Source organism: Endozoicomonas sp. GU-1 (assembly GCF_027366395.1).
Taxonomy (GTDB): domain Bacteria; phylum Pseudomonadota; class Gammaproteobacteria; order Pseudomonadales; family Endozoicomonadaceae; genus Endozoicomonas.
Window position 1 is genome coordinate 5109093 of sequence record NZ_CP114771.1, and the last position, 20027, is coordinate 5129119.

The window sequence follows — 20027 nt, forward strand, 5'->3', positions numbered from 1 at the left end:
CCAATCTAATGGATTAGAACCAGATTTCCATCTGGGCTCCGTAGGTCCAGCCGTCGGATTTGCTGCCATAGGCCTTCATAACTTGCTGGGCTGAAGTGAAGGTGTCGAAGTATTCAAGGCCGAGGGCGTTGCATTTGTCTGCATTTGCTGAAGTGCAAGCAGTTCCTTTGAGCGTATCAGGTGGCGTGCCGACAGCTGCAAGTTTAGGAGTATTCCAGTCAGCATAGGTGGCAAAAATACGAATCTGTGGTCTTACCCAGTTGCCAAACTGCGGATGGAATTGTTGCGCGATGGTAAACTTCAAAAGTTTGCTTTTGAAAAGATCGCTACTGTATAGCGTTGATCCATCTTGGAAAGAGGCGTGAGCATTTTTAACCTGATCATAACCCAGTTCAATGGTAGTACTGGTTAAATCATTCCAGTTCCAGGAAGGCCGAACCCCTGCAGTCATCCAGGTGGTCTTTTTTCCATAGTTTGGAAACATTGGATGCATAGTATCCTCATCGTATTTAACCTGTGTAACACCAAGAACATACATCATATCGAGCTTGGGCATTATTGAAACAGCACCATGATCCATTACGCGAAAGAGTTTATTCCCCTTAAACCAGTCGGTGGTTTGCATATACATTCCAGCGGTTCCTGTACCGGGACCTGTCATCCCATCGGTAGCGTACTGGACAATAACTTTATTGAATCCTCCTAAGACATTCCAGGTCAGTTCACCGGTTAACATCCAGCCGTTTTTATCAAAATAGCTTTTTCCGACCTTTTCACCATTTGTGAGGGTTACTTCTGGCAAGTTATCAGGTGGGCTACCAACACCATAGTCAAGACCAAGCTCCAGGCTCAGGTTATGCATTATTGGAATTTCATTCCAGCGAAAATCTAAAATGTTGGTAGTGACTTGTTCAGTTTTATAGGTGTTATTAGTCCAATTATCGTATTTTACCCCATTCTGGTTTCTCACCCAGGCAATATCCAGCTTACCCATCCCCACATCAATATTCTCAATACCAACACCGGGACCAGACAAATTCCAGTAGTAGTAATCAATCATATGGATATCATGACGATTATAAAAACGTTTGCCGACCCACAACATTGAACCGGGAAGCGCATCACCAAAGACACCTGTGGCTTTAATGTTCATCTCCCGAAGAGCAGGATCAGTGGTTTCATAGTCCCCTTGCTGGCCAACTTTATAGGCAAGATTAGTATCCAGGTAAAACTGCACACCATCCTGATCAAAGAGATCTGCACCAAACTTCAATTCCGCATAGGTTTCGCACTCATTACCCAGGCGGTATTTAGAGGGAGCACCTGCCGCCTTAAAACATAACTGCTCACCACCCTTATCAGTGCTGCCAATACCTGAACGGGCATAACCGTTGAAGTTAATATCGTCACCGGTGACCGCCAGCGCGCAGGTTGAGGCTGACGCGATAGCCACTGCGCCACAATACTGGCACGAACGACGGGATATTGATGAAACTGCTTCAGATAACGCTTCCAGCCCAGTGTTCAGGGTTGAAGGTGTTTGCTGCCTGGAAAGCATGCTTAGCCTACCTTGTGTGTGTTTTTCTGGCTCCGGCTTTTTTCATCCTGCCGCTGAATAAAGGCATGATGTTGTTGAAATAGCCCTGGTGAGGGGCATATATAAAAGCTGGTAGCCGTCAGTTAATGTGTGTTGAAAAAGCAAGGCCCGCTTTCCATGCAGGAAAAGAGTAATTGTTGCGTCGTATAAATTGGGCCGTATTGAATGACGTAACACAGCTTCGACGAAAGGTTGTAGGGTATCCCGATTTTTTATCTCCGGCTGAAAACCAGCCAGCCAGAGTCTTTTAAGAATTTAGTTCAGGGTTTGGAGATGGGCAAAAAAATGTTCACTTTAGTGCTGCTTCTCTGTGTTCACTGAGACATATAAGCGTTGCTGAACAGTCTTTTCAGGCGCTCAATCAAGATCAGTTTATCCTGCCGGTTCAGGAAAGATCCCAGCTCCAGTTCCTTGCCGTGAGAACGAATATGAATGGAGGGCGCTTTCCATGGATGAGTCGCTTCACGAATAATCAATTGACACCACAGGCGGTGATAATGGTGAGTGCTCAGTGGTTGATAAAAGCCTTTCTGAATCGTGACCTGATGCTCCTGAAAGGTGATCAGCTCTTTCCGCTGACGTTGCCATGCACAGTAGTAGATACCCACAGACAGGGCAGTCACTTCCAGTATGGAAAAAGGCAAGATCACTTTAGCGCCAGCCAGATAGAAGCCGACAGCGATAGCCAGGGACACTGAGGTTATCAGCCCCAGTAACAGCAGATTCTGCCGCCAGCTCATGGAGTTATTGGGCTCCAGTAGTATGGTTCCTTCCTGGCTGCTTCCTGAAAAATCGATCGTCACCATCACTTCTTAACCTTTTTATGGCCAGGCTCTGCGGGTCAAACCGGAGTTTTGAAAAAAACGCCGGTTTTCGTCGCCAGCAAAGTAAATCCTTCGTTGCAGTTCCATCAGGTCTTGAGGGTGGGAATGGGAGATGCAGGTCAGCGTTCGTGATTTATACGCAGGCGGTGTCATAAAGTGATCACCAGTTCTGGAAAAAACACCAGTTCATTGGAATCACAGTGTGCAGCAGGCATTACCGCTTCAACTTGTGGGGCGAATGCCCCCCAGTCTTCACCGAAGATCAGAAAGAGGACATTGCTTCCCGCTTCCCGCAAAAGCACAAACGGCCTGTCTTTTTCGGGCAGCGGGTGGCGGGCAGCAGGCAGCGCTTATTAAACTGTCAAAGTTATTAAATGACCGTTCCTAAGCCTCATCCTGGACAAAAACAACAATGGACAAAGGCGGTATCCGTAATTGACCATTGGAGGATGTACGGAAACGCTCTGGTATATCCTGCAGCAAAAAGGGGTGAAGTGAATAAGTACCACTTTCAGATTCCGGCAGATCGAAAGCCATTTCGTCACCGGATGGGTTCACAGCAACAATGATCATCTCATACTGGTCATCAATACTCTGAAATGGTGCCTTATCGCTGATGCGCTGAACAATCAAACCCGGAATCTGGTCCGGCCCGGTGTTCAGATAAGTAATCCGATCGATAACGTCCTGCTCTGTCTTGAGGCGAAATAGAGGAGAACTTTTACGAATTTTCAGCATCTTTTGAAAATAGGCATCTGCGGCTTTTATATTTTCCTTATCCGGTCGTGTGGTGCTATCTGAGATGATCTTTTTTATCAGGGCCCAGTTCGCTCCGTCCTTGTCTGCTCTTGGCAAGCCCTGATTCCAATAGTTATTGTCGTCGTCAGGCATCCGGTTATACCAGTCGCCGGAATCATAACTGTCTCTTTCCATGGATTTCGAGCGCAACCGTTCGGAGCCGGCATGAATAAAGGGAACACCCTGGCTTAACAGCGTGATGCCCAGCGCCAGATTATGCAGCTTGACACGGTTGGCCGTCGGCATACCTTCAGGAAGCTTGTACATCAGGATATCCCACAGGGTTTGGTTGTCATGCTTTGAGACGTAGTTGATCACCTCTTGTGGGTCGAGGCTATAACCGGCGGGAGCACCGTTGTAGTCAAAATCAAAACCGTAACGAAGGGTGCCGTGACAATCAACAAATCGGAAGTTTTTCAAATTGGCGGCCATACCCAGGCGGATGATATCCGTATGGGCGCACAAAGTCGCCTTTGCCTCTGCTGTTTTGTCGTTTGGGTGATAATGGAGTCCTGAGGCATAGCCCTGGGTTTGCCGCAGAGCATCGCCCTGATCAAAAGGGCTACCACCACGGATCCGGTCTCTCATCCGGTCAGTGAATGTGCCGACCCCTGTCCCGGCCATATTAAACTGATTGGCGTTAATGCCTCTGGCATTGCCAGCGACTTCACCAAACTCCCAGCCTTCACCATAAAAATAGATACCAGGGTTAATGGCTTTAACGGCCACCAGTGCTTTCTCAATATTGCGCTTGAGATGGTGCCCCATCAAATCGAAACGAAATGCATCCACTTTGTAGTCTTTAACCCAGACCTTGAGAGAGTCGATCATGAGTTTCTCCATCATGTGAAACTCAGAGGCGGTATTTGAACAGCAAGTTGAGTTTTCAACGATGCCGCTGTCGGGGTTTAAGCGTTGGTAATACCAGGGGACAATTCGATCCAGCACAGAATGGTTGCCAACACCGTGGGCATGAGTGTGGTTATAAACAACATCCATTACCACGCCCAGATTTGCAGCTTTCAAAGCTTTCACCATTTCCCGGAATTCAATGATTCGCGTGATCCCGTCTGGATCAGTGGCATAGCTGCCCTCAGGAACGGTGTAATGCAGCGGGTCATAGCCCCAGTTAAAGCTGTCGACAGGGCGGATGTGTTGGTAGAGGTATTGAGCCCGGTCTGTCTCAGAATCAAGGGATTGCAGATAAGCTTGAATGGTTTGGCCTGACTGCGGGTTGCTACAAAAAGTGCGGAAATAGTCGGTATCAGCCTTTACTTCCTTTCTGGCGCACAGTTGCTCCATAGTCTGGGAAATATCAATCCGATTCGCCGGGACTTCATCAACGGTGGCTATATCAAAAGCTGGCAGCAAGTGTATATGGGTCAGGCCTGCAGCTTGCAATTGTCGCAAATGGGTGTTGGCGTTAGCTTCCGTAAAGGCCTTGAATTTGCCAGGATTGGTCAAGCCGGAGGTATTAATGCTGTAATCCCGGATATGGGTTTCATAAAGCACCATATCTTCAGGGTCTTGCTGGGAATATTGGATACTATCCCAACCCTGAGGCTTAAGCGATGGGTCGTTGAGGTCAACGACCTGAGAGTATTGACTGTTAGTCGATAAACTCAGGGAATATGGGTCAGTCACTTCATAAGTTTTGATCTTGTCAGTCTGAGGATGGAAGACAGTAACCTCATAGCGATAAAAAGATCGGTCATAACCCTTATTGTCAGCTCTGTAGCTCCAGACGCCAGCAGTGCTTTCAATCATGTTATGAAACTTACGGTCGGTTGCTTTGTTTGCAGAAGTTTTGCTTGCAGACGTGGTCACCAGGCGCACATTCCGGGCAGTAGGTGCCCAGAGTTTAAAATCGATACCGGAGTCACCCACAATGGCTCCTAATTCACCGTTGTACTTATACAACTCATCAAGCAAGCCCTGAACCTGAACCTTTGTAGCGTATTTGGGCTGGTTTCCTTTATAGGCCACCGCCAGCAACTGACCTTTCAGGGCTTTTTTAATGACCGCAAGATCGGCAGAAACAGTCAGAGGGCTGCGATTCATCAGGTGGGGGAGTTTTCTCGCACACTGTTGTTATTGCCGCCTTTGGCAAGTGAAATAGTTTGATATTTTCCAGATATATTACCCTCCTTGAGTATGATGCTGGCGTCGTCTGAATACAGCAGCTCTGCTCTATCAACATCCGAACCGCCACCTTCATTCCAGAGCAGGGTGGCAGAGGAAACCCAGTGCGCCTTTGCACCATCAACAATCAGAGGCGGGCCGTCCAGTGGCGTCGATGAAATCAGGTTGTAACCACTGTAGGTATAGGCAAGTTGACTATCGGTATCAGAAAAATGCCAGGCCATGTCACCACCAAGGTCTTTTTCATCGCCTTTGTGCACAATAAAATTCAGGCAGTCATCTTGCACCTTGGAAAAAGTGTCCGAAAGTGGTATCCGATAGAGCGCACCATAAGTCCGGGTAATGCTTTCTGGCATCCAGGGCTGGTTCCAGTCGGTATCTGTTTTGCCAAAAGCCTTGCAGTTGTCGTTATTGAACAGATGCAGCCCCCAGCCCTGGTAAATACCGTCCGGACGTTGGTAATAAAGGATGGCTTCTTTGTCGGCAGGTTTACCCGGACTCTCTTCAAAAACATGCACCGATGCTACAGCGCTGGTGAATCGATAAGCCTGTTTTGCAGCGCTGGCTTCAAGCTTAACCGAAAAATCCCCGGTTTCATTGGCCGGGAATCGACCGCTCACCTGACAGATTTCTTTGGCAGAAAGCTGATCAGTACAAGTGCTTGCCGTGATTTCCACCCCCGCAGGCGTTACCTGAAAATCAGGGAGTGTGGTTTTTGACAATGACCTGACCAGCCAGGTCACGGTGGCTTCTTCACCTTTCAGCAGCTGTTCCGGCAAGGCCTGTGTTGCAATGATTTCCACCAACCCGGCGGCATGCAAATGATTGGTCAGAACCAGAGCCGGAAACAGAAGTTTTGTGGCAATATTCATAACAGAGATCCATCAGGGAAACCGGGAATTCAAAAACGCCATGTCAGGCGAGCCTCATACAAATGGAAGGCCAGCGTGTCGTCCACCAGCGGTGAGGAGTACTGACTGCTGTTTGCTGATTTAATCTTGCCCCCATGCAAATAGCGATAGCCTGCCTCCAGGCCCAACGATTCATGGACAGGAACAGCAATCGATACGCCCAGGCTCCATGCCAACTGACTTTCTTTATGATCAGAAATATTCAGGGAAGACATACTGCCCTCGGCAGGCGTTATCGAAAATCCTTGAAACTTATTCCAGCCGATGCCAAGACCAAGGCCCAGCTGTATAAAGGTCATTTTGTGGTCTGTTACAGGCAGCTGAATACCTGCTTCAGCCATTAGCTGCCGACTGCGGGTTTTGTAGCGATAATTGAGATCAGTGTTTTCCAGATCACCCGTGGGACCCCTGACGCCTTTGTGTTCGAGCTCGCCCATCTGGTTAAAACTAACGGCTAAACGAACTTGATAGTCCTGCCAGGGAATTTCATAGCCTCCGGATAGCAGCCCAAAAAAACCATGCTGGTCGCTTTGCCAGTTTTTAAATCGATCTTGCAGATCAAACCCGGCATGTTTTAACGTTCGATCACCTTCAAGGCTTCTGCTTAATGCAGTCCCCCCTCCCAATTGGGCAAACCACACACCATTATCCCAGGGATGCTCACTGGCAAAGGATGTTCCAAGGAAGAGAAAAGGCAAAATACCAATGGCAAACACCTTTATGCCTGCTGTTGCAAAATATGCAAAATAGCTGTTTTTGCCGCTTATCATAGGTGGTACCAGATCTGTTGTGTGAAGGAGTAGAGTTGGAGAAGATCTAATACCAATTCCACCTTCTAAATATGAACTGCGCAGCCATTTTGAACAGCTGGATCTTCGTTGGAATTCCTCGCAATAGCCCTGCTATTACTCGTCATTCCGCCTTGCCCAGCTGTCCAAAATGACTTGCTCGATCTCATATTTAGAAGGCGGAATTGGTATAAGATATATCTACGTTCCAAGTCGTACATAACTGGGACGATGTTGGGTAAGTGTAGTTTACATCTGAAGCGGTTTTAATTTTTTGGACACTCAAACACGGTTATGAATTTTTGATACGAATTCAGGGTTAATTAAAGACTGTTCCTCAGGGTTTTCAGGCCTTACGGGTCAGCCCAAGATTTTTGAACAATACCCGGTTTTCCTCACTGGCAAATATCTCGCTGATAGTGCGGGTCAGTTTGCGGCTCCAGTTACGGTACTCGCTGCTGGTGCCGGGAATATTGACCGGTGTATCCAGTTCAAGCACATCTTCCAGCTGGATAACAATGATTTTGGATGCAGTTTTGCCCAGGTAATAGTGGATCTTTTCCATCAGTTCCCGGCTATAGCCCATAGAATTTAAATCACTGGGGTCTACGCCATAAGGCGCTTCGCCAATATCCGCAAGGGTGTTGAGCAGAGCCAGTTTGTCTTCATGCCGTGCAACTTTTTCCTGCTCTGTTCTGGCCCAATCGTAGATACCCAGCTCCTGTCGTAAATCAAGATCATTACAGTTCCACCAGGCCCTGAGCGTGGGAATATCGTGATTGGAAATACAGGTCAGGGCTCGTGGTTTGTACTTTGCTGGTGCCAGAAAGTGATCTTCGACCCTGGAAAAGAGCACCACTTCATTGGAGTAGCAGTGGGCTGCTGGCAGCGCCGCTTCTATTTCCGGCGGTACGGTCCCCAGGTCTTCACCAAAAATCAGGCACTGTTGTCGCTGGCTTTCCAGTTTAATGATGCCTAACAGATCATCCAGTGGATAATTAACGTAGACGCCATAGTCTGCGGTTTTATCCGGCGGGCACCACCAGAGCCGGAGTATCCCCATCACATGATCAATGCGCAGTGCAGCGCAGTGCTGCATATTGGCATAAACCATATCGATAAATGGTGCATAGGCCTGCTCCCGCAGCCTGTTTGGGTTGAAGGGCGGGAGTCCCCAGTTCTGCCCCTGTGGCGCAACGGTATCGGGAGGGGCACCGACGCTGGCATTGAGAACATAGTCATCACGGTGGGCCCAGACATCGGCACCGCCTCTGTCTACGCCTACGGCAAGGTCCCGGTAAATACCGACACGCATGCCGGACTCAACGGCGGCCTGCTGGGCTTCAGCCAGTTGTTGCTCGGCCAGCCACTGCAGGTACATATAAAATCGGACTCGCTCTTTTGAGCGGGCAACAAAATCCTTCACATTCGGGCTGTCCGGGTCCTGATAGTCCGCAGGCCAGCAATTCCAGCCCCAGCTACTGATATCTCTGGATCTGAAGTGCTCAAAGAGGGCTTCATAGGTGGCCTGAAGCTCCAGGTCCTGACCTTTTTCTTCACAGTAATGGCTAAAGTCAGCTGACTTGCAGGATTGATTGGTGCTCTCTTGTTGACCAGAAGCTTTTTGACCAGAAACGTGTTTCTCAAAATAGCTGAAAGCCATTTCCAGTACTGAAAACTTCAGTGAAGCCACCCGGTCATACTCCACATGTGAGCTGTCCCTGGCTTTCTGTAACTGACGCAGAAAGTCGTCACTGTTCACATGTTGCTGTATTTCCGCCGAATCCTGATACTCCAGCAACGCCGTAACATCGATATACAGTGGATTAATAAAATTTCGGCTGGACGGGCTGTAAGGACTGCAATGCAGCGGGTTGGACGGGTAGAGCGAATGAATTGGATTCAGGCCGACAATATCCGCCCCTTGTGGTCCGAGTTTGTGCACCAGCTGCTTCAGGTCACTGAAATCCCCCATTCCCCAGTTGTTTTCTGAGCGCAGTGTATAGAGCTGGACACTGACTCCCCAGATTTTTTCAGTAGGCCCGGGCTGTTCAAAGCTGAGAATATCAGGCTCGTAGCAGGTCTGTGGCGCGACGATCAGGCGGCAGCTGTCGTGATGATCAGCTTCTTGATGAGCAGAAAGGGTAACGGACAGCTGATGGTAGCCTGCCGGCAGGTCTTCCGGCAGCGGGCAGAGCAGGCGTATTCGCTCCTGCTGGTCCACCGAGAGCCGGTCTTCTTCCGGCAGTTCTGACAGGTTGATGGCCAGTGGTATTGAACGGTTGTCTTCCAGAATGATTTCACCACGCAGCGATTCATTCCGATGGGCTTCATCAACCTGAACGGGAACCGTAAAAAGTGCTCCGCAGTGAACCACGTGAACCACAGGAATCAATGACGACCACTGCTTTCTGAGAATGCCGTCGATGGAGGCCTGGACTTCCAGCTCGTTACCCGCGGCAACCCCCATGGCTGTTAACGCATTGAGTTTATAGTCCGTCTCAATGGTGACTGGATTGCCAGCAGCATCAATATAATGGGCGGGAATACCACAAAGCCCGGCCAGGGCATCAATCTGTTTTATGTCGTGCATGGATGGACTCACTTAGCAAGTTTATTGATCAATTTCCGGTGCCCGGGTTCGGCGAAAGGCCGTGCCGTTGGCATCGAACAGATAACAATGCTCAGGTGACAGCTCGACACGTATTTTACTGCCTTCTTCCCGGCGCAGGGAGTCTTCTACCCGCACAATAAAATGCTCTCGAATGGTATCGTGGCTCATATAGATAAATGATTCAGCACCCAGGCGCTCCAGTGCTTCAATCCGTCCATCAACGGCATTGCCATTGTCGGTCTCCGCCAGGGTATGTTCCGGTCGAATCCCTAACACCACGCGGGAGCCCGGATCAGCTTTGCTGGTATCGACACAGGCTTGCAGGGTTTCGCCGGTGGTCAGACGAACATGCGTCTCCTGTTCTCCGCTTTTTTCAATGACGCCGTCAAAGAAGTTCATTTTGGGGGAGCCAATAAAGCCGGCAACAAACAGGTTGGCCGGGTGGTGATATAGTTCCAGCGGTTTGCCCACCTGCTCAAGGTTGCTGGCCGCGCCCTGTGCCAGGGGACTCAATACCACAATCTGATCCGCCAGAGTCATGGCTTCCACCTGATCATGGGTGACGTAGATGGAGGTGGTTTTCAGTCGGCGATGTAATCTGGCAATCTCCTGTCTCATCTGGACACGCAGGGCCACATCAAGGTTTGACAGGGGCTCATCAAACAGAAAGACCCTGGGCTGTTGCACAATGGAACGGCCAATAGCAACCCGCTGTCGTTGACCTCCGGACATGGCTTTGGGTTTACGCTCCAGCAGCGCCTGCAGTTGCAGGATGCGGGCGGCTTCACCCACCCGTTCATCAACCACGCTTTTTTGCGCCCTGGCCAGCTTCAGGCCAAAGGCCATGTTTTCTGCCACTGACATATGGGGATAGAGGGCATAAGACTGGAAGACCATGCCCACACGACGCTCATTGGGTGGCCAGTCATTCACCTTCTCGCCATCAATGCTCAGCTCACCACTGGTGATATCTTCCAGCCCACAGATCATCCTCAGCAGCGTTGACTTGCCACAACCGGATGGGCCGATGAACGCGATAAATTCACCATTACCAATGTTCAGGTTGATGTCTTTCAGAGTCCAGGTTTGTCCCTGGTCATAACTTTTCGCAATGTTGACGAGTTTAACTTCTGCCATAGGACACCTTTAAAAGATCGCTGCCCGCCGCCCGCTTCCCGCTTCCCGCAAAAGCCGGATTTGCTTACGCTTTTACGGGCAGCGGGAAGCGGGCGGCGTTTTTTTAACCTTTGACGCCACCCGATGTCAGTCCTCCGACAATCCAGCGCTGGCAGGCCAGGAAAATAATGCTAATGGGTAAACCGGAGAGCACGGCGGCGGCGGCAAAGTCGCCCCATAAATAGTTCTGAGGGTTCAGGTACTGTCTGGAGCCCACCGCAAGGGTGAGATTATCCATACTTTGCAGCAGCACCGATGCCACCGGGTATTCGGCAATACTGGCGATAAATGCCAGGATAAAAACCACCGCCAGAATGGGGACGGACAGCGGCAGCAGCACAAAACGGAAGGCCTGCCAGGGCGTTGCCCCATCAATAGCCGCTGCTTCTTCCAGGGAGTTATCGATGGTTTCAAAGTACCCTTTGATCAGCCAGATATGCAGTGCCATACCGCCCAGGTAGGCGAGTGTGACGGAACCCAGGCGATCCAGACCGAGCCAGGGGATGTAGTCGCCAATCTGGTCAAACAGCGAGTAGATGGCCACGAGGGCAAGAACGGCCGGGAACATTTGCAGGATCATCATGGCCGTCAGCATCTGTTGTTTAAACCGGAACCGCAGCCGGGCAAAGGCATAGGCACCGGTGGTCGCCAGAATCAATATCAGGGCAGAGCTGATGATGGCCACCTTGATGGAGTTCCACAACCAGGCCAGCACCGGAAACGGTGGCTGGGTAATAGAGCCATCAGCATTCTCCCAGGGGATACCCAGTGCCAGGTACCAGTGTTCAAGGCTGGGGTTTTCAGGGATCAGGGAGCCCGTGGCAAAGTTACCGGTGCGCAGGGAAACCGAGATAATCATGAAAAAAGGGAACAGGATCAGCAGCAGGAAAAGCCACATCACAATACGGGCAGTCCAGACCCGGTACTGCAGATTTCTTGGTTGCACCATTGCCATGATGACTTCTCCTGTATGACTTCTTTCATCTCGTGCCCACGCTCTGAGGGTGTTGCGAAAGGCGTTAAAAGAAGGGAACCACAAAGGCACAAAGACACAAAGTTTTTTATGGGCTTGGCTGAGCTACGCTCGGCAAACAAAAAAGGCTTCCTTTGTGTCTTGGTGTCTTTGTGGTTCAAAAAAAATGATTCCCGGCATTACTGCAATCGTCGTGTTGCTTTCAGGTTTACCCAGGCAATAAAGCCCACCATCAGAAAGATCACTGTGGCAATCGCAGAGGCCAGACCGTAATCCTGGCCATAGGAACCAAAGGCAATACGGAAGGTGTAACTCACCAGGATATCCGTAGTTCCGGCCGGGGTAGTGGCGTGGAGCATATCCGGAGCGCCACTGGTTAACAGGGCGATCAGAACCAGGTTATTAAAATTAAAGGCAAAGCTGGCAATCAATAATGGAATCAGCGGTTTGATGATCATCGGAATGGTAATGTAGAAAAGGTTCTGGACCGGTGAAGCACCATCAATGGCTGAAGCTTCATAGAGATCATCCGGAATACTTTTCAGTAGTCCGATACAGAGGATCATCATGTAGGGGTAGCCCAGCCAGGTGTTGACAATGATGACCATGGATTTGGCCAACAGCTCATTACTGAACCATTCCGGTTTAATCCCGAAGAGCATATCCAGTAGCAGGTTGATTTCACCAAAGTTCTGGTTAAAGAGTCCTCTGAAAATCAGGATGGAAATAAAAGCCGGTACCGCGTAAGGCAGGATCAACAGCAACCGGTAAACACCATTCCCTTTCAGCGGTTCCCATTGTACCAGGCAGGCCATTAACAGGCCGATGACCAGTGTGAAGGCAACAGAAAGCGCGGCAAAAATAACCGTCCAGGAAAAGATCTTCAGGAAAGGTCCCTGAATACCCGGATCAGTAAAGACCCGGACAAAGTTAGCCCAGCCCGTATAGATGGTAAAACCGGGACCCATCTGCTCTGTACCGGCTTCATTGGTGTAATACCCCGTCGCCATATCCGGGTAGATTATCTCTTCCGTGCGGTTATCGATCAGGGCAAGATTTTGTTGCGGGTATTGCCGGTCAGTGTGGTCATCAGGACGATAAACCCTGGCAATAGCGCCGAACTTTCTCAGACTGGTCATGGCCAGTTCAGTGCCATCAGGCAGAACAATATCCAGCTTCTGAAGAGTTGAACGTTTTTTGATGACTTCCCGGATTGGAAGGGCCGCTCCGGTTGGCACATGGATGGATTCAAAGGCTTTCAGTTCCTGAGGCTGATCACTTTCGGTAAATGGCCCGGTCAGATAGTGCGCCTCACCGCCTGCAGCGCTGGTCAGCATCAGCCGGAAGCTGGGGCCTTCCTGATACATCTTGAAAGAAAACGATTCGCCGCCCGTGCGGTAGGTTTTCGCCAGGTGTATAGCCCTGACCCGCTCAAGGGAGAGCAGGTGGTTGGAACTGTAATTGGTAAAGGCGACATTGACCGTGTAAATCAGTGGAAAGACGATAAAGGTGATTACCCCCAGCAGACTGGGGTAGACATAGCGATAGTTGTACCCTTTACTGCTGATAACAACCCATGAACCTACCGCGGCGAGAACCAGCACGAGCATGGCAAAAGCCAGCTCTCCCTGGGCATACATCAAGGTCACACCGTATAAAAGTACCAGATCAATAACGGCAACAATGGCGATCACCAGATAGGCACCGCTACTGCTGGTAGCTCTTGCTGTGCTCATGGCGTGCTGGCCTCTTTTTACCGACAGAAAACGGTTAACCGATGATGCGTTTGGCCGCGTCGTTCAGGGCTTCGCGGTAGTTTTGTCGGCCACTGGTAATATTGCGCAGAGCGGTCTCCATGGCAGACCAGAATTTACCCATTTCCGGAACATTCGGCATGATCAGGCCCTGTTTAACATTCTGGTAAGTGGCCGCGATACGAGGGTCTTTCATCAGTTTTTCCATCATCGCCTTATTAGCCACGGCACCAAGAGGAACGTCATTGTTCATAACGGTCAATCCCTGTTCGGTGAGCAGGTAATTCTCCAGAAACTCTTTGGCGATGGACTTGTTGGGGCTGGCATTATTAAGCGCTGCCCCCCATACGCCAACGAATGCTTTGGCCGGTTTGCCATGAAGTTTGGGCAGTGGTGCAACACCATAGTTGATTTTACTCTTATCCAGATTCGCCCAGGCCCAGGGGCCGGTAATCATCATGGCGACTTTCTGCTGGTTGAAATTGGCTTCCATCACGCCATAGTCAACGCCACGTGGCATCACGCCTTTATCGATCAGGTCGAGCAGCATCCTGGCACCTTCCATTGCGCCTTTGTCGTTTACACCGGTTTTCTTAACGTCATAGCCTTTGGCCGTTTTCTGAAAAACATAACCGCCTTCTGCTGCCAGTAATGGCATGGTGAAGTAGGGTTGAACCTGATCCCACATAATCGTAATGATGCCTTTTTCATCCTTTTTATTCGGGACTGGCTGCTGCTTCAGTTTCCTGGCCAGGGGAAACATTTCTTCAAAAGTGGCAGGCGGTGTTGGCAGGATCGCTTTGTTGTAAATAAGGCTGATGGCTTCCAGAGAGACAGGGTAGCCGTAGATTTTGCCATTACTGGTCATGGCTTCCCAGCCAATGTTGTTCACCCCTTTTTTGAACGCTGGAGATGGACTGACAGGAGCCAGCAAACCACTCCTTGCCCATTCACCGTATCGATCATGGGCCCAGAAAATAATGTCAGGCCCACTGCCGGAGGCTGCTGCCTGTTGAAAGCGGTCGGTAATATTTTCCGGGATTTCGACTTTAACTTTTATCTCCATGTCTTTAGTGAACTCGGCACCTACCTTGCGAATACCCTCATAGGCTTTGTCGCCGCCAACCCATATCAACAGCTCGTCGGAGCTGAAGGCCGATACGCTAGCGGCAAAGATCAGTGACAGTGCTGTCAGGATAACTGGGAAAGTCTTTTTAATCAGCGAAGGGATCATTTCTGATTTCTCCGGGTAAACCAGGCTGCTGGAAAGCGGCTGGTTATTCGGGTAAGGGAAGTCGTTAACAGGTTAAAAGAACCATGGTTGATTACTAAAAAACCAGTCAGGTCTTAGCCAGATGAATGAATCGAATACCGACTAATAATAATCGCTGTGTTTGAGTATGCCAGTAAGAATATCCAATACATTAACCAAGGTGATGTTTTGGTTATTAACAGTTTGTTTTTAATGCTGATTATTCGCTGTGTTGTTTTATTTAAGTGTCAGTTGTTGTTTAATTTATATGAATTAATTATTTATCGTCGTTTATATTGTTTAAATTGATATAACCCTAAAAAAAACGACATAAAGTATACTTAATCAGGGTCAGGCAACTATAACTTACTCATGGTTTTCCATTATTGGTCATGGCGCAAGGGTTAACTTTGCCTCCGTGTACCGGTTGGTAGTTTTTAGTGACTTTTCTCAAGCTGTTTTCTGTGACGACTCCTCTCAATAGATCAATCTGACAAGCTTGAGCTGCCACAAGAGAGTGTTTGATATGGATAGAATCAATGTAGATCTGAGTTCAGTTCGTAATATGGATACGGTTCAGATTGAACAGGGAATTCGCCGTCATGTTGAGCAGTCTCTCGGGGTTGAACCCGAGGAAGCGACCCCCGGAGATTACTGGGAAGCATTAAGCCTGCTGGCCAGGGAGATCAATCTGGATCGCACAAGGAATACCCGGAGGGACGAAAAAGACCAGGGAGCCCGAAGGGTTTACTACCTGTCACTTGAGTTTATGGTAGGGCGCTTGCTGGGCAACAACCTCCATAATCTGGGGATCTACCATCAGGCTGAGCAAGCCATGGCCAGTTTTGGCGTGAGCCTTGCGGATGTTCTGGAATACGAAACGGATCCGGCACTGGGTAATGGCGGGCTTGGACGACTGGCGGCCTGTTTTCTCGACTCACTGACCACTCTGAACGTTCCCGCTTTTGGTTATGGCATTAATTACCGCTTCGGTCTGTTCAAGCAGGGCTTTGTTAGCGGTAAACAGGTGGAAAGCCCGGATGCCTGGCGGGAAGACAATTTTCCCTGGGGCATTGAAAAACCGAAAAGAAAACAGGTTATCCGATTATACGGCAAGGTCAGGGAAGTTGATGGCAAAAAGCTGTGGGAGGATACCCAGGAAGTGCTCGGTGTTCCCTGGGACTTGCCAATAACCGGCTATAACACTGAGCGTGTTAACACCCTGCGCCTCTGGGAGGGGCGGGCGACAGAAGGGTTCGACCTGGACAGCTTTGATGCCGGTCGTTATCAGGATTCCAGGTTCCGGGAAATTCTTGCAGAAAATATCAGTCAGGTGCTCTATCCAAACGACAGTCATCCGGAAGGCAAAGAGCTGCGCTTTATTCAGCAGTATTTCTTCGTTGCCTGCTCGCTGGCAGATCTTATTGCCCGTTACAAGCGTGAGCATCAAGGCTGGGAAGAATTTACCCGTAAAGTCGTTATTCAGTTAAATGATACGCACCCGGCAATCGCTGTGCCTGAGCTGATGCGAATCCTTATGGATGAAGAGGATTTTGTGTTTACCAGGGCTTTGGAAGTATGCCGCAGCGTTTTCTGCTACACCAACCATACACTGCTGCCTGAAGCCCTGGAAACCTGGCCCCAGGGGTTGGTCGCAAGGGTTTTACCCAGACACATGCAGTTGATCTACAAACTGAATTACCACTTCCTGAATAAGGAGGTAGAAGTACAGTGGCCCGGTGACCATCAGATGAAACGTCGCCTGTCCATTATTGAAGAGCCGACAAACCCGGCAGAACCACAAATGGTACGCATGGCATACCTGTCGGTGATCGGCAGTCATAAAGTCAATGGTGTGGCCGCTCTGCACTCAATGCTGGTGAAGGCAAACCTCTTCCCGGAATTTGACCAGCTCTGGCCTGAGAAAATTGTTAATGTCACCAATGGCGTCACCCCAAGGCGCTGGCTTGCCAATTGTAACCCTGAACTTGCTGAGCTGATTGATCAAACACTCAGCGGCGACTGGCGCAGCGATCTTGCCCAATTAAGCGAGTTAAAGACCCGGGCTGATGATCCACAGTTTCAGGAAACATTTGCCCGGATCAAACTGGACAATAAGAAACACCTGGCTGGTGTTATTGATGAGCTGTGCGGTGTCAAAGTCAATCCTGAGGCGATCTTTGATGTGCAAATCAAGCGTCTGCATGAATACAAACGGCAGCAACTGAATCTTTTGCACATCATCGCGATTTACCGTCGTCTGCTCGAGGACCCGGACCTGGATGTACCACAACGGGTGTTTATTTTTGCAGCCAAGGCAGCACCGGGTTATCTGGTGGCGAAAAACATTATCTACGCCATTAACCGTGTGGCTGAGCGGGTCAATAATGACCGCCGCATTCGGGACAAGCTGAAAGCGGTGTTCCTGCCTAATTACCGGGTCAGTCTGGCTGAGAAAATCATTCCTGCGGCCAATGTTTCCGAGCAGATATCCACCGCCGGTTTTGAGGCTTCAGGTACCGGGAATATGAAATTTGCCCTGAATGGTGCGTTAACCATAGGAACCCTGGATGGTGCCAATGTGGAAATTGCTGAAGAGGTGGGTGAAGACAATATCTTTATTTTCGGCAAGACGGTGGATGATGTCAGTGATCTGCGTCAGCGGGGTTATAACCCCCGGGATGTCTATCAGCACAATGAAGAACTGAAAGCAGTTATAGACTGGCTGGCATCGGGAGACTTCAGCCCTGACGAGCCGGATGCCTTTCGTCCACTGCTGGAGTCTCTGCTGGATTCTGACTACTTCCTGACCCTGGCTGACTATCAGTCTTACAGTGACGCCCATGACCGGATCGTTCAAGCCTGGAAGAACCCATCCCACTGGTGGCGCATGGCGATCATTAATACCGCATCCATGGGCAAGTTTTCATCGGATCGATCCATTGTCGACTATTGTAAAACTATCTGGAATATTGAAGTCTAGGATTATGGCTGATGCTCTTGAAGGTATCCGGCTGGATTCTGACAGCCGGGATACTGTACTTGATGACCTTCTGAATACCTGCTGTGCCAGCCCCTTTGATTTGCTCGGTTGGCATCCCGCCAGAACCGGTAAAGGGCTGGTAGTCAGAGTATGGCGGCCAGATGCCATCAGTGTGGAGGTTATGGATGAGGTTACCGGAAAGAGCCTGGGTCCCGCGACTGATATTGCACCGGGGCTGTTTGAGCGGCACTTTCCGGATATCTCGCAGCCTCAGGCATATCATCTGCTGGTCACCAATGCCCAGCATCATCAGTTCAGGGCTAACGACCCTTATCAATTCTCCAGCCTCTGTCGTACAGAGCCGGTCATCCGCCACAACTGGCTGCACCATACACTGGGTGCGCACCTCCATTCGGTGACGCTGTCAGGCCATAGCTGGCAAGGCGTCCTATTTCGTGTTTATGCGCCCCATGCCCGCAGTGTCAGTGTGATTGGTTCATTTAACCACTGGGATGGTCGGCTGCACCAGATGGCCGGCAGCAACAGTGGAATATGGCAGTTGTTTATTCCTGAAGTAACAGCGGGGGATCTGTATAAATTTGAGCTGAAAGACCCGAATGGTCAGCTGCTGCCCCATAAGGCCAACCCCTTTGCCTGTTATGCGGAGCAGCCACCGGGGAATGCATCCATTGTTTATGATTCCGGCAAATATCAATGGCAGAATACGGTGTGGCATCAGCGCCAGGGGTTAGATCGACCGGTCTGTATTTATGAGGTGCACCTGGGTTCCTGGAAAAAAGGCAAGCGTGGTCAGCTACTGAATTACACTGAACTGGCTGAACAACTGGTGCCTTATGTGCAGGGAATGGGGTTTACCCACGTTGAATTTCTCCCGCTTCACGAGCACCCTTTTAATGGTTCCTGGGGTTATCAGCCGGTGGGTTTATTTGCGCCAACCAGCCGCTATGGTGATCCGGATGGGTTGAAAGCCTTAATAGACCGGTTTCATGATGCCGGTATCGGGGTCATTCTTGACTGGGTTCCGGCACACTTTCCCTCTGACAGTCATGGCCTGGCCCTCTTTGATGGCACCCATCTTTATGAATATGAAGATCCCCAGAGGGGATGGCATCCGGACTGGCAGACACATATTTATAACTACGGACGCCCGGAGGTCAGACACTTTCTGATCAGCAATGCGTTGTTCTGGTTTGAACAGTTCCATGTGGATGGTCTGCGGGTGGATGCGGTCGCTTCCATGCTCTATCTCGACTATTCAAGGGGGGAGGGAGAGTGGCAGCCCAATGTTTTGGGGGGCAATGAGCACCTTGAGGCCGTCCAGTTTATCAGGGAGCTGAATGAAGCCGTATATCAGCACTATCCTGATGCCATGATGATTGCTGAAGAGTCTACCAGCTGGCCCGGCGTCTCAATGCCTACTTACGACAACGGACTGGGGTTTGGTTACAAGTGGAATATGGGGTGGATGCATGACAGCCTGAATTACCTGGCCCGCTACCCGGAGCATCGTCGTTATCACCATGATCAGATCCTGTTCAGTATGGTGTACAACGACAGTGAACACTTTATTTTACCGCTTTCCCATGATGAGGTGGTCCATGGCAAAGGCACACTGCTCAGCCGAATGCCGGGAGATGAGTGGCAGCAGTTTGCCAACCTTCGCGCTTTGTACGGTTATATGTTTGGGCATCCCGGTAAAAAATTGTTGTTTATGGGCGCGGAGCTGGGCTCCCACCGTGAATGGAATCACGATGGTCAGCTGGACTGGTTATTACCGGAGGAAAAAGAATTTTCCCGTGGCCTGACGACTATGGTCAGGCATTTGAATGCCACTTACCAGGCCTCACCTGCGTTATGGCAGTCCGATTATGACCCAACGGGTTTTCAGTGGTTAATTACCGATGATGTGCTTCAGTCAGTCATCGCCTTCAGTCGGCATACCGTCAATGACTCACCAGTGGTGGTCATTTGTAATTTTACCCCGGTGGTCCGACCCCATTACCGGCTGGGAGTCCCCGGAGCCGGTGTCTGGAAAGAGGTGTTTAGTTCCGACAGTCGTGAGTTTGCCGGCAGTGGTGTGTTGAATGAACTGCCCCTGGTGGCAGAGCCTGTGCCAATGCATCATCAGCTGCATTCATTAGTGATGACGTTACCGCCATTAGCGACGGTTTTCTTACACCTGACCAAATAATCC

At 50.0% G+C, this 20027-nt stretch carries 10 protein-coding genes and 1 pseudogene; 2 read left to right on the plus strand and 9 right to left on the minus strand.

Going from position 1 to position 20027, the window contains the following annotated elements:
* Positions 1–13: 13 nt before the first annotated feature.
* The 9 genes and pseudogenes from lamB to malE all read right to left on the minus strand — a co-directional run bounded on the left by lamB (position 14) and on the right by malE (position 14811).
* Positions 14–1558: a maltoporin LamB gene (lamB, locus tag O3276_RS21370; RefSeq protein ID WP_269673120.1), complete on the minus strand. Its 1545-nt coding sequence runs from the start codon at positions 1556–1558 to the stop codon at positions 14–16.
* Positions 1559–1911: 353 nt separating this feature from the next.
* Complete coding sequence (locus O3276_RS21375) at positions 1912–2403, minus strand: DUF2244 domain-containing protein (protein WP_269673121.1); 492 nt, start codon at positions 2401–2403, stop codon at positions 1912–1914.
* A gap of 405 nt (positions 2404–2808) precedes the next feature.
* A pseudogene (locus O3276_RS21380) lies at positions 2809–6233 on the minus strand (pullulanase-associated domain-containing protein); the annotation flags it as partial.
* A gap of 29 nt (positions 6234–6262) precedes the next feature.
* A complete protein-coding gene (locus tag O3276_RS21390; RefSeq protein ID WP_269673124.1) occupies positions 6263–7042 on the minus strand; it encodes an outer membrane protein in 780 nt (259 codons plus the stop codon).
* 364 nt (positions 7043–7406) lie between these two features.
* Complete coding sequence (malQ, locus tag O3276_RS21395) at positions 7407–9653, minus strand: 4-alpha-glucanotransferase (RefSeq protein WP_269673125.1); 2247 nt, start codon at positions 9651–9653, stop codon at positions 7407–7409.
* A 21-nt stretch (positions 9654–9674) separates the two neighbouring features.
* Positions 9675–10811: an ABC transporter ATP-binding protein gene (locus O3276_RS21400; RefSeq protein ID WP_269673126.1), complete on the minus strand. Its 1137-nt coding sequence runs from the start codon at positions 10809–10811 to the stop codon at positions 9675–9677.
* Positions 10812–10914: 103 nt separating this feature from the next.
* Positions 10915–11805: a maltose ABC transporter permease MalG gene (gene malG, locus O3276_RS21405; protein WP_269673127.1), complete on the minus strand. Its 891-nt coding sequence runs from the start codon at positions 11803–11805 to the stop codon at positions 10915–10917.
* Positions 11806–12002: 197 nt separating this feature from the next.
* Positions 12003–13559: a maltose ABC transporter permease MalF gene (gene malF, locus O3276_RS21410; RefSeq protein ID WP_269673128.1), complete on the minus strand. Its 1557-nt coding sequence runs from the start codon at positions 13557–13559 to the stop codon at positions 12003–12005.
* Positions 13560–13593: 34 nt separating this feature from the next.
* Positions 13594–14811, minus strand: coding sequence for a maltose/maltodextrin ABC transporter substrate-binding protein MalE (gene malE, locus O3276_RS21415; RefSeq protein ID WP_269673129.1), 1218 nt, complete (start codon positions 14809–14811; stop codon positions 13594–13596).
* 544 nt (positions 14812–15355) lie between these two features.
* On the opposite strand from malE, the gene O3276_RS21420 reads away from it, so the two are divergent.
* Together O3276_RS21420 and glgB are read left to right on the plus strand one after the other, a co-directional pair.
* The gene (locus O3276_RS21420; RefSeq protein WP_269673130.1) at positions 15356–17812 is read left to right on the plus strand and encodes a glycogen/starch/alpha-glucan phosphorylase; all 2457 of its coding nucleotides are present in this window, start codon (positions 15356–15358) and stop codon (positions 17810–17812) included.
* Positions 17813–17816: 4 nt separating this feature from the next.
* A complete protein-coding gene (gene glgB / locus O3276_RS21425; protein ID WP_269673131.1) occupies positions 17817–20024 on the plus strand; it encodes a 1,4-alpha-glucan branching protein GlgB in 2208 nt (735 codons plus the stop codon).
* The last annotated feature ends 3 nt before the right edge of the window (positions 20025–20027 follow it).

Bases quoted from the DNA above. Each gene is read 5' to 3' on its own strand.
- lamB (WP_269673120.1), bottom strand. From the start codon at position 1,558: ATGCTTTCCAGGCAGCAAACACCTTCAACCCTGAACACTGGGCTGGAA.
- O3276_RS21375 (WP_269673121.1), bottom strand. From the start codon at position 2,403: ATGGTGACGATCGATTTTTCAGGAAGCAGCCAGGAAGGAACCATACTA.
- O3276_RS21390 (WP_269673124.1), bottom strand. From the start codon at position 7,042: ATGATAAGCGGCAAAAACAGCTATTTTGCATATTTTGCAACAGCAGGC.
- malQ (WP_269673125.1), bottom strand. From the start codon at position 9,653: ATGCACGACATAAAACAGATTGATGCCCTGGCCGGGCTTTGTGGTATT.
- O3276_RS21400 (WP_269673126.1), bottom strand. From the start codon at position 10,811: ATGGCAGAAGTTAAACTCGTCAACATTGCGAAAAGTTATGACCAGGGA.
- malG (WP_269673127.1), bottom strand. From the start codon at position 11,805: ATGGCAATGGTGCAACCAAGAAATCTGCAGTACCGGGTCTGGACTGCC.
- malF (WP_269673128.1), bottom strand. From the start codon at position 13,559: ATGAGCACAGCAAGAGCTACCAGCAGTAGCGGTGCCTATCTGGTGATC.
- malE (WP_269673129.1), bottom strand. From the start codon at position 14,811: ATGATCCCTTCGCTGATTAAAAAGACTTTCCCAGTTATCCTGACAGCA.
- O3276_RS21420 (WP_269673130.1), top strand. From the start codon at position 15,356: ATGGATAGAATCAATGTAGATCTGAGTTCAGTTCGTAATATGGATACG.
- glgB (WP_269673131.1), top strand. From the start codon at position 17,817: ATGGCTGATGCTCTTGAAGGTATCCGGCTGGATTCTGACAGCCGGGAT.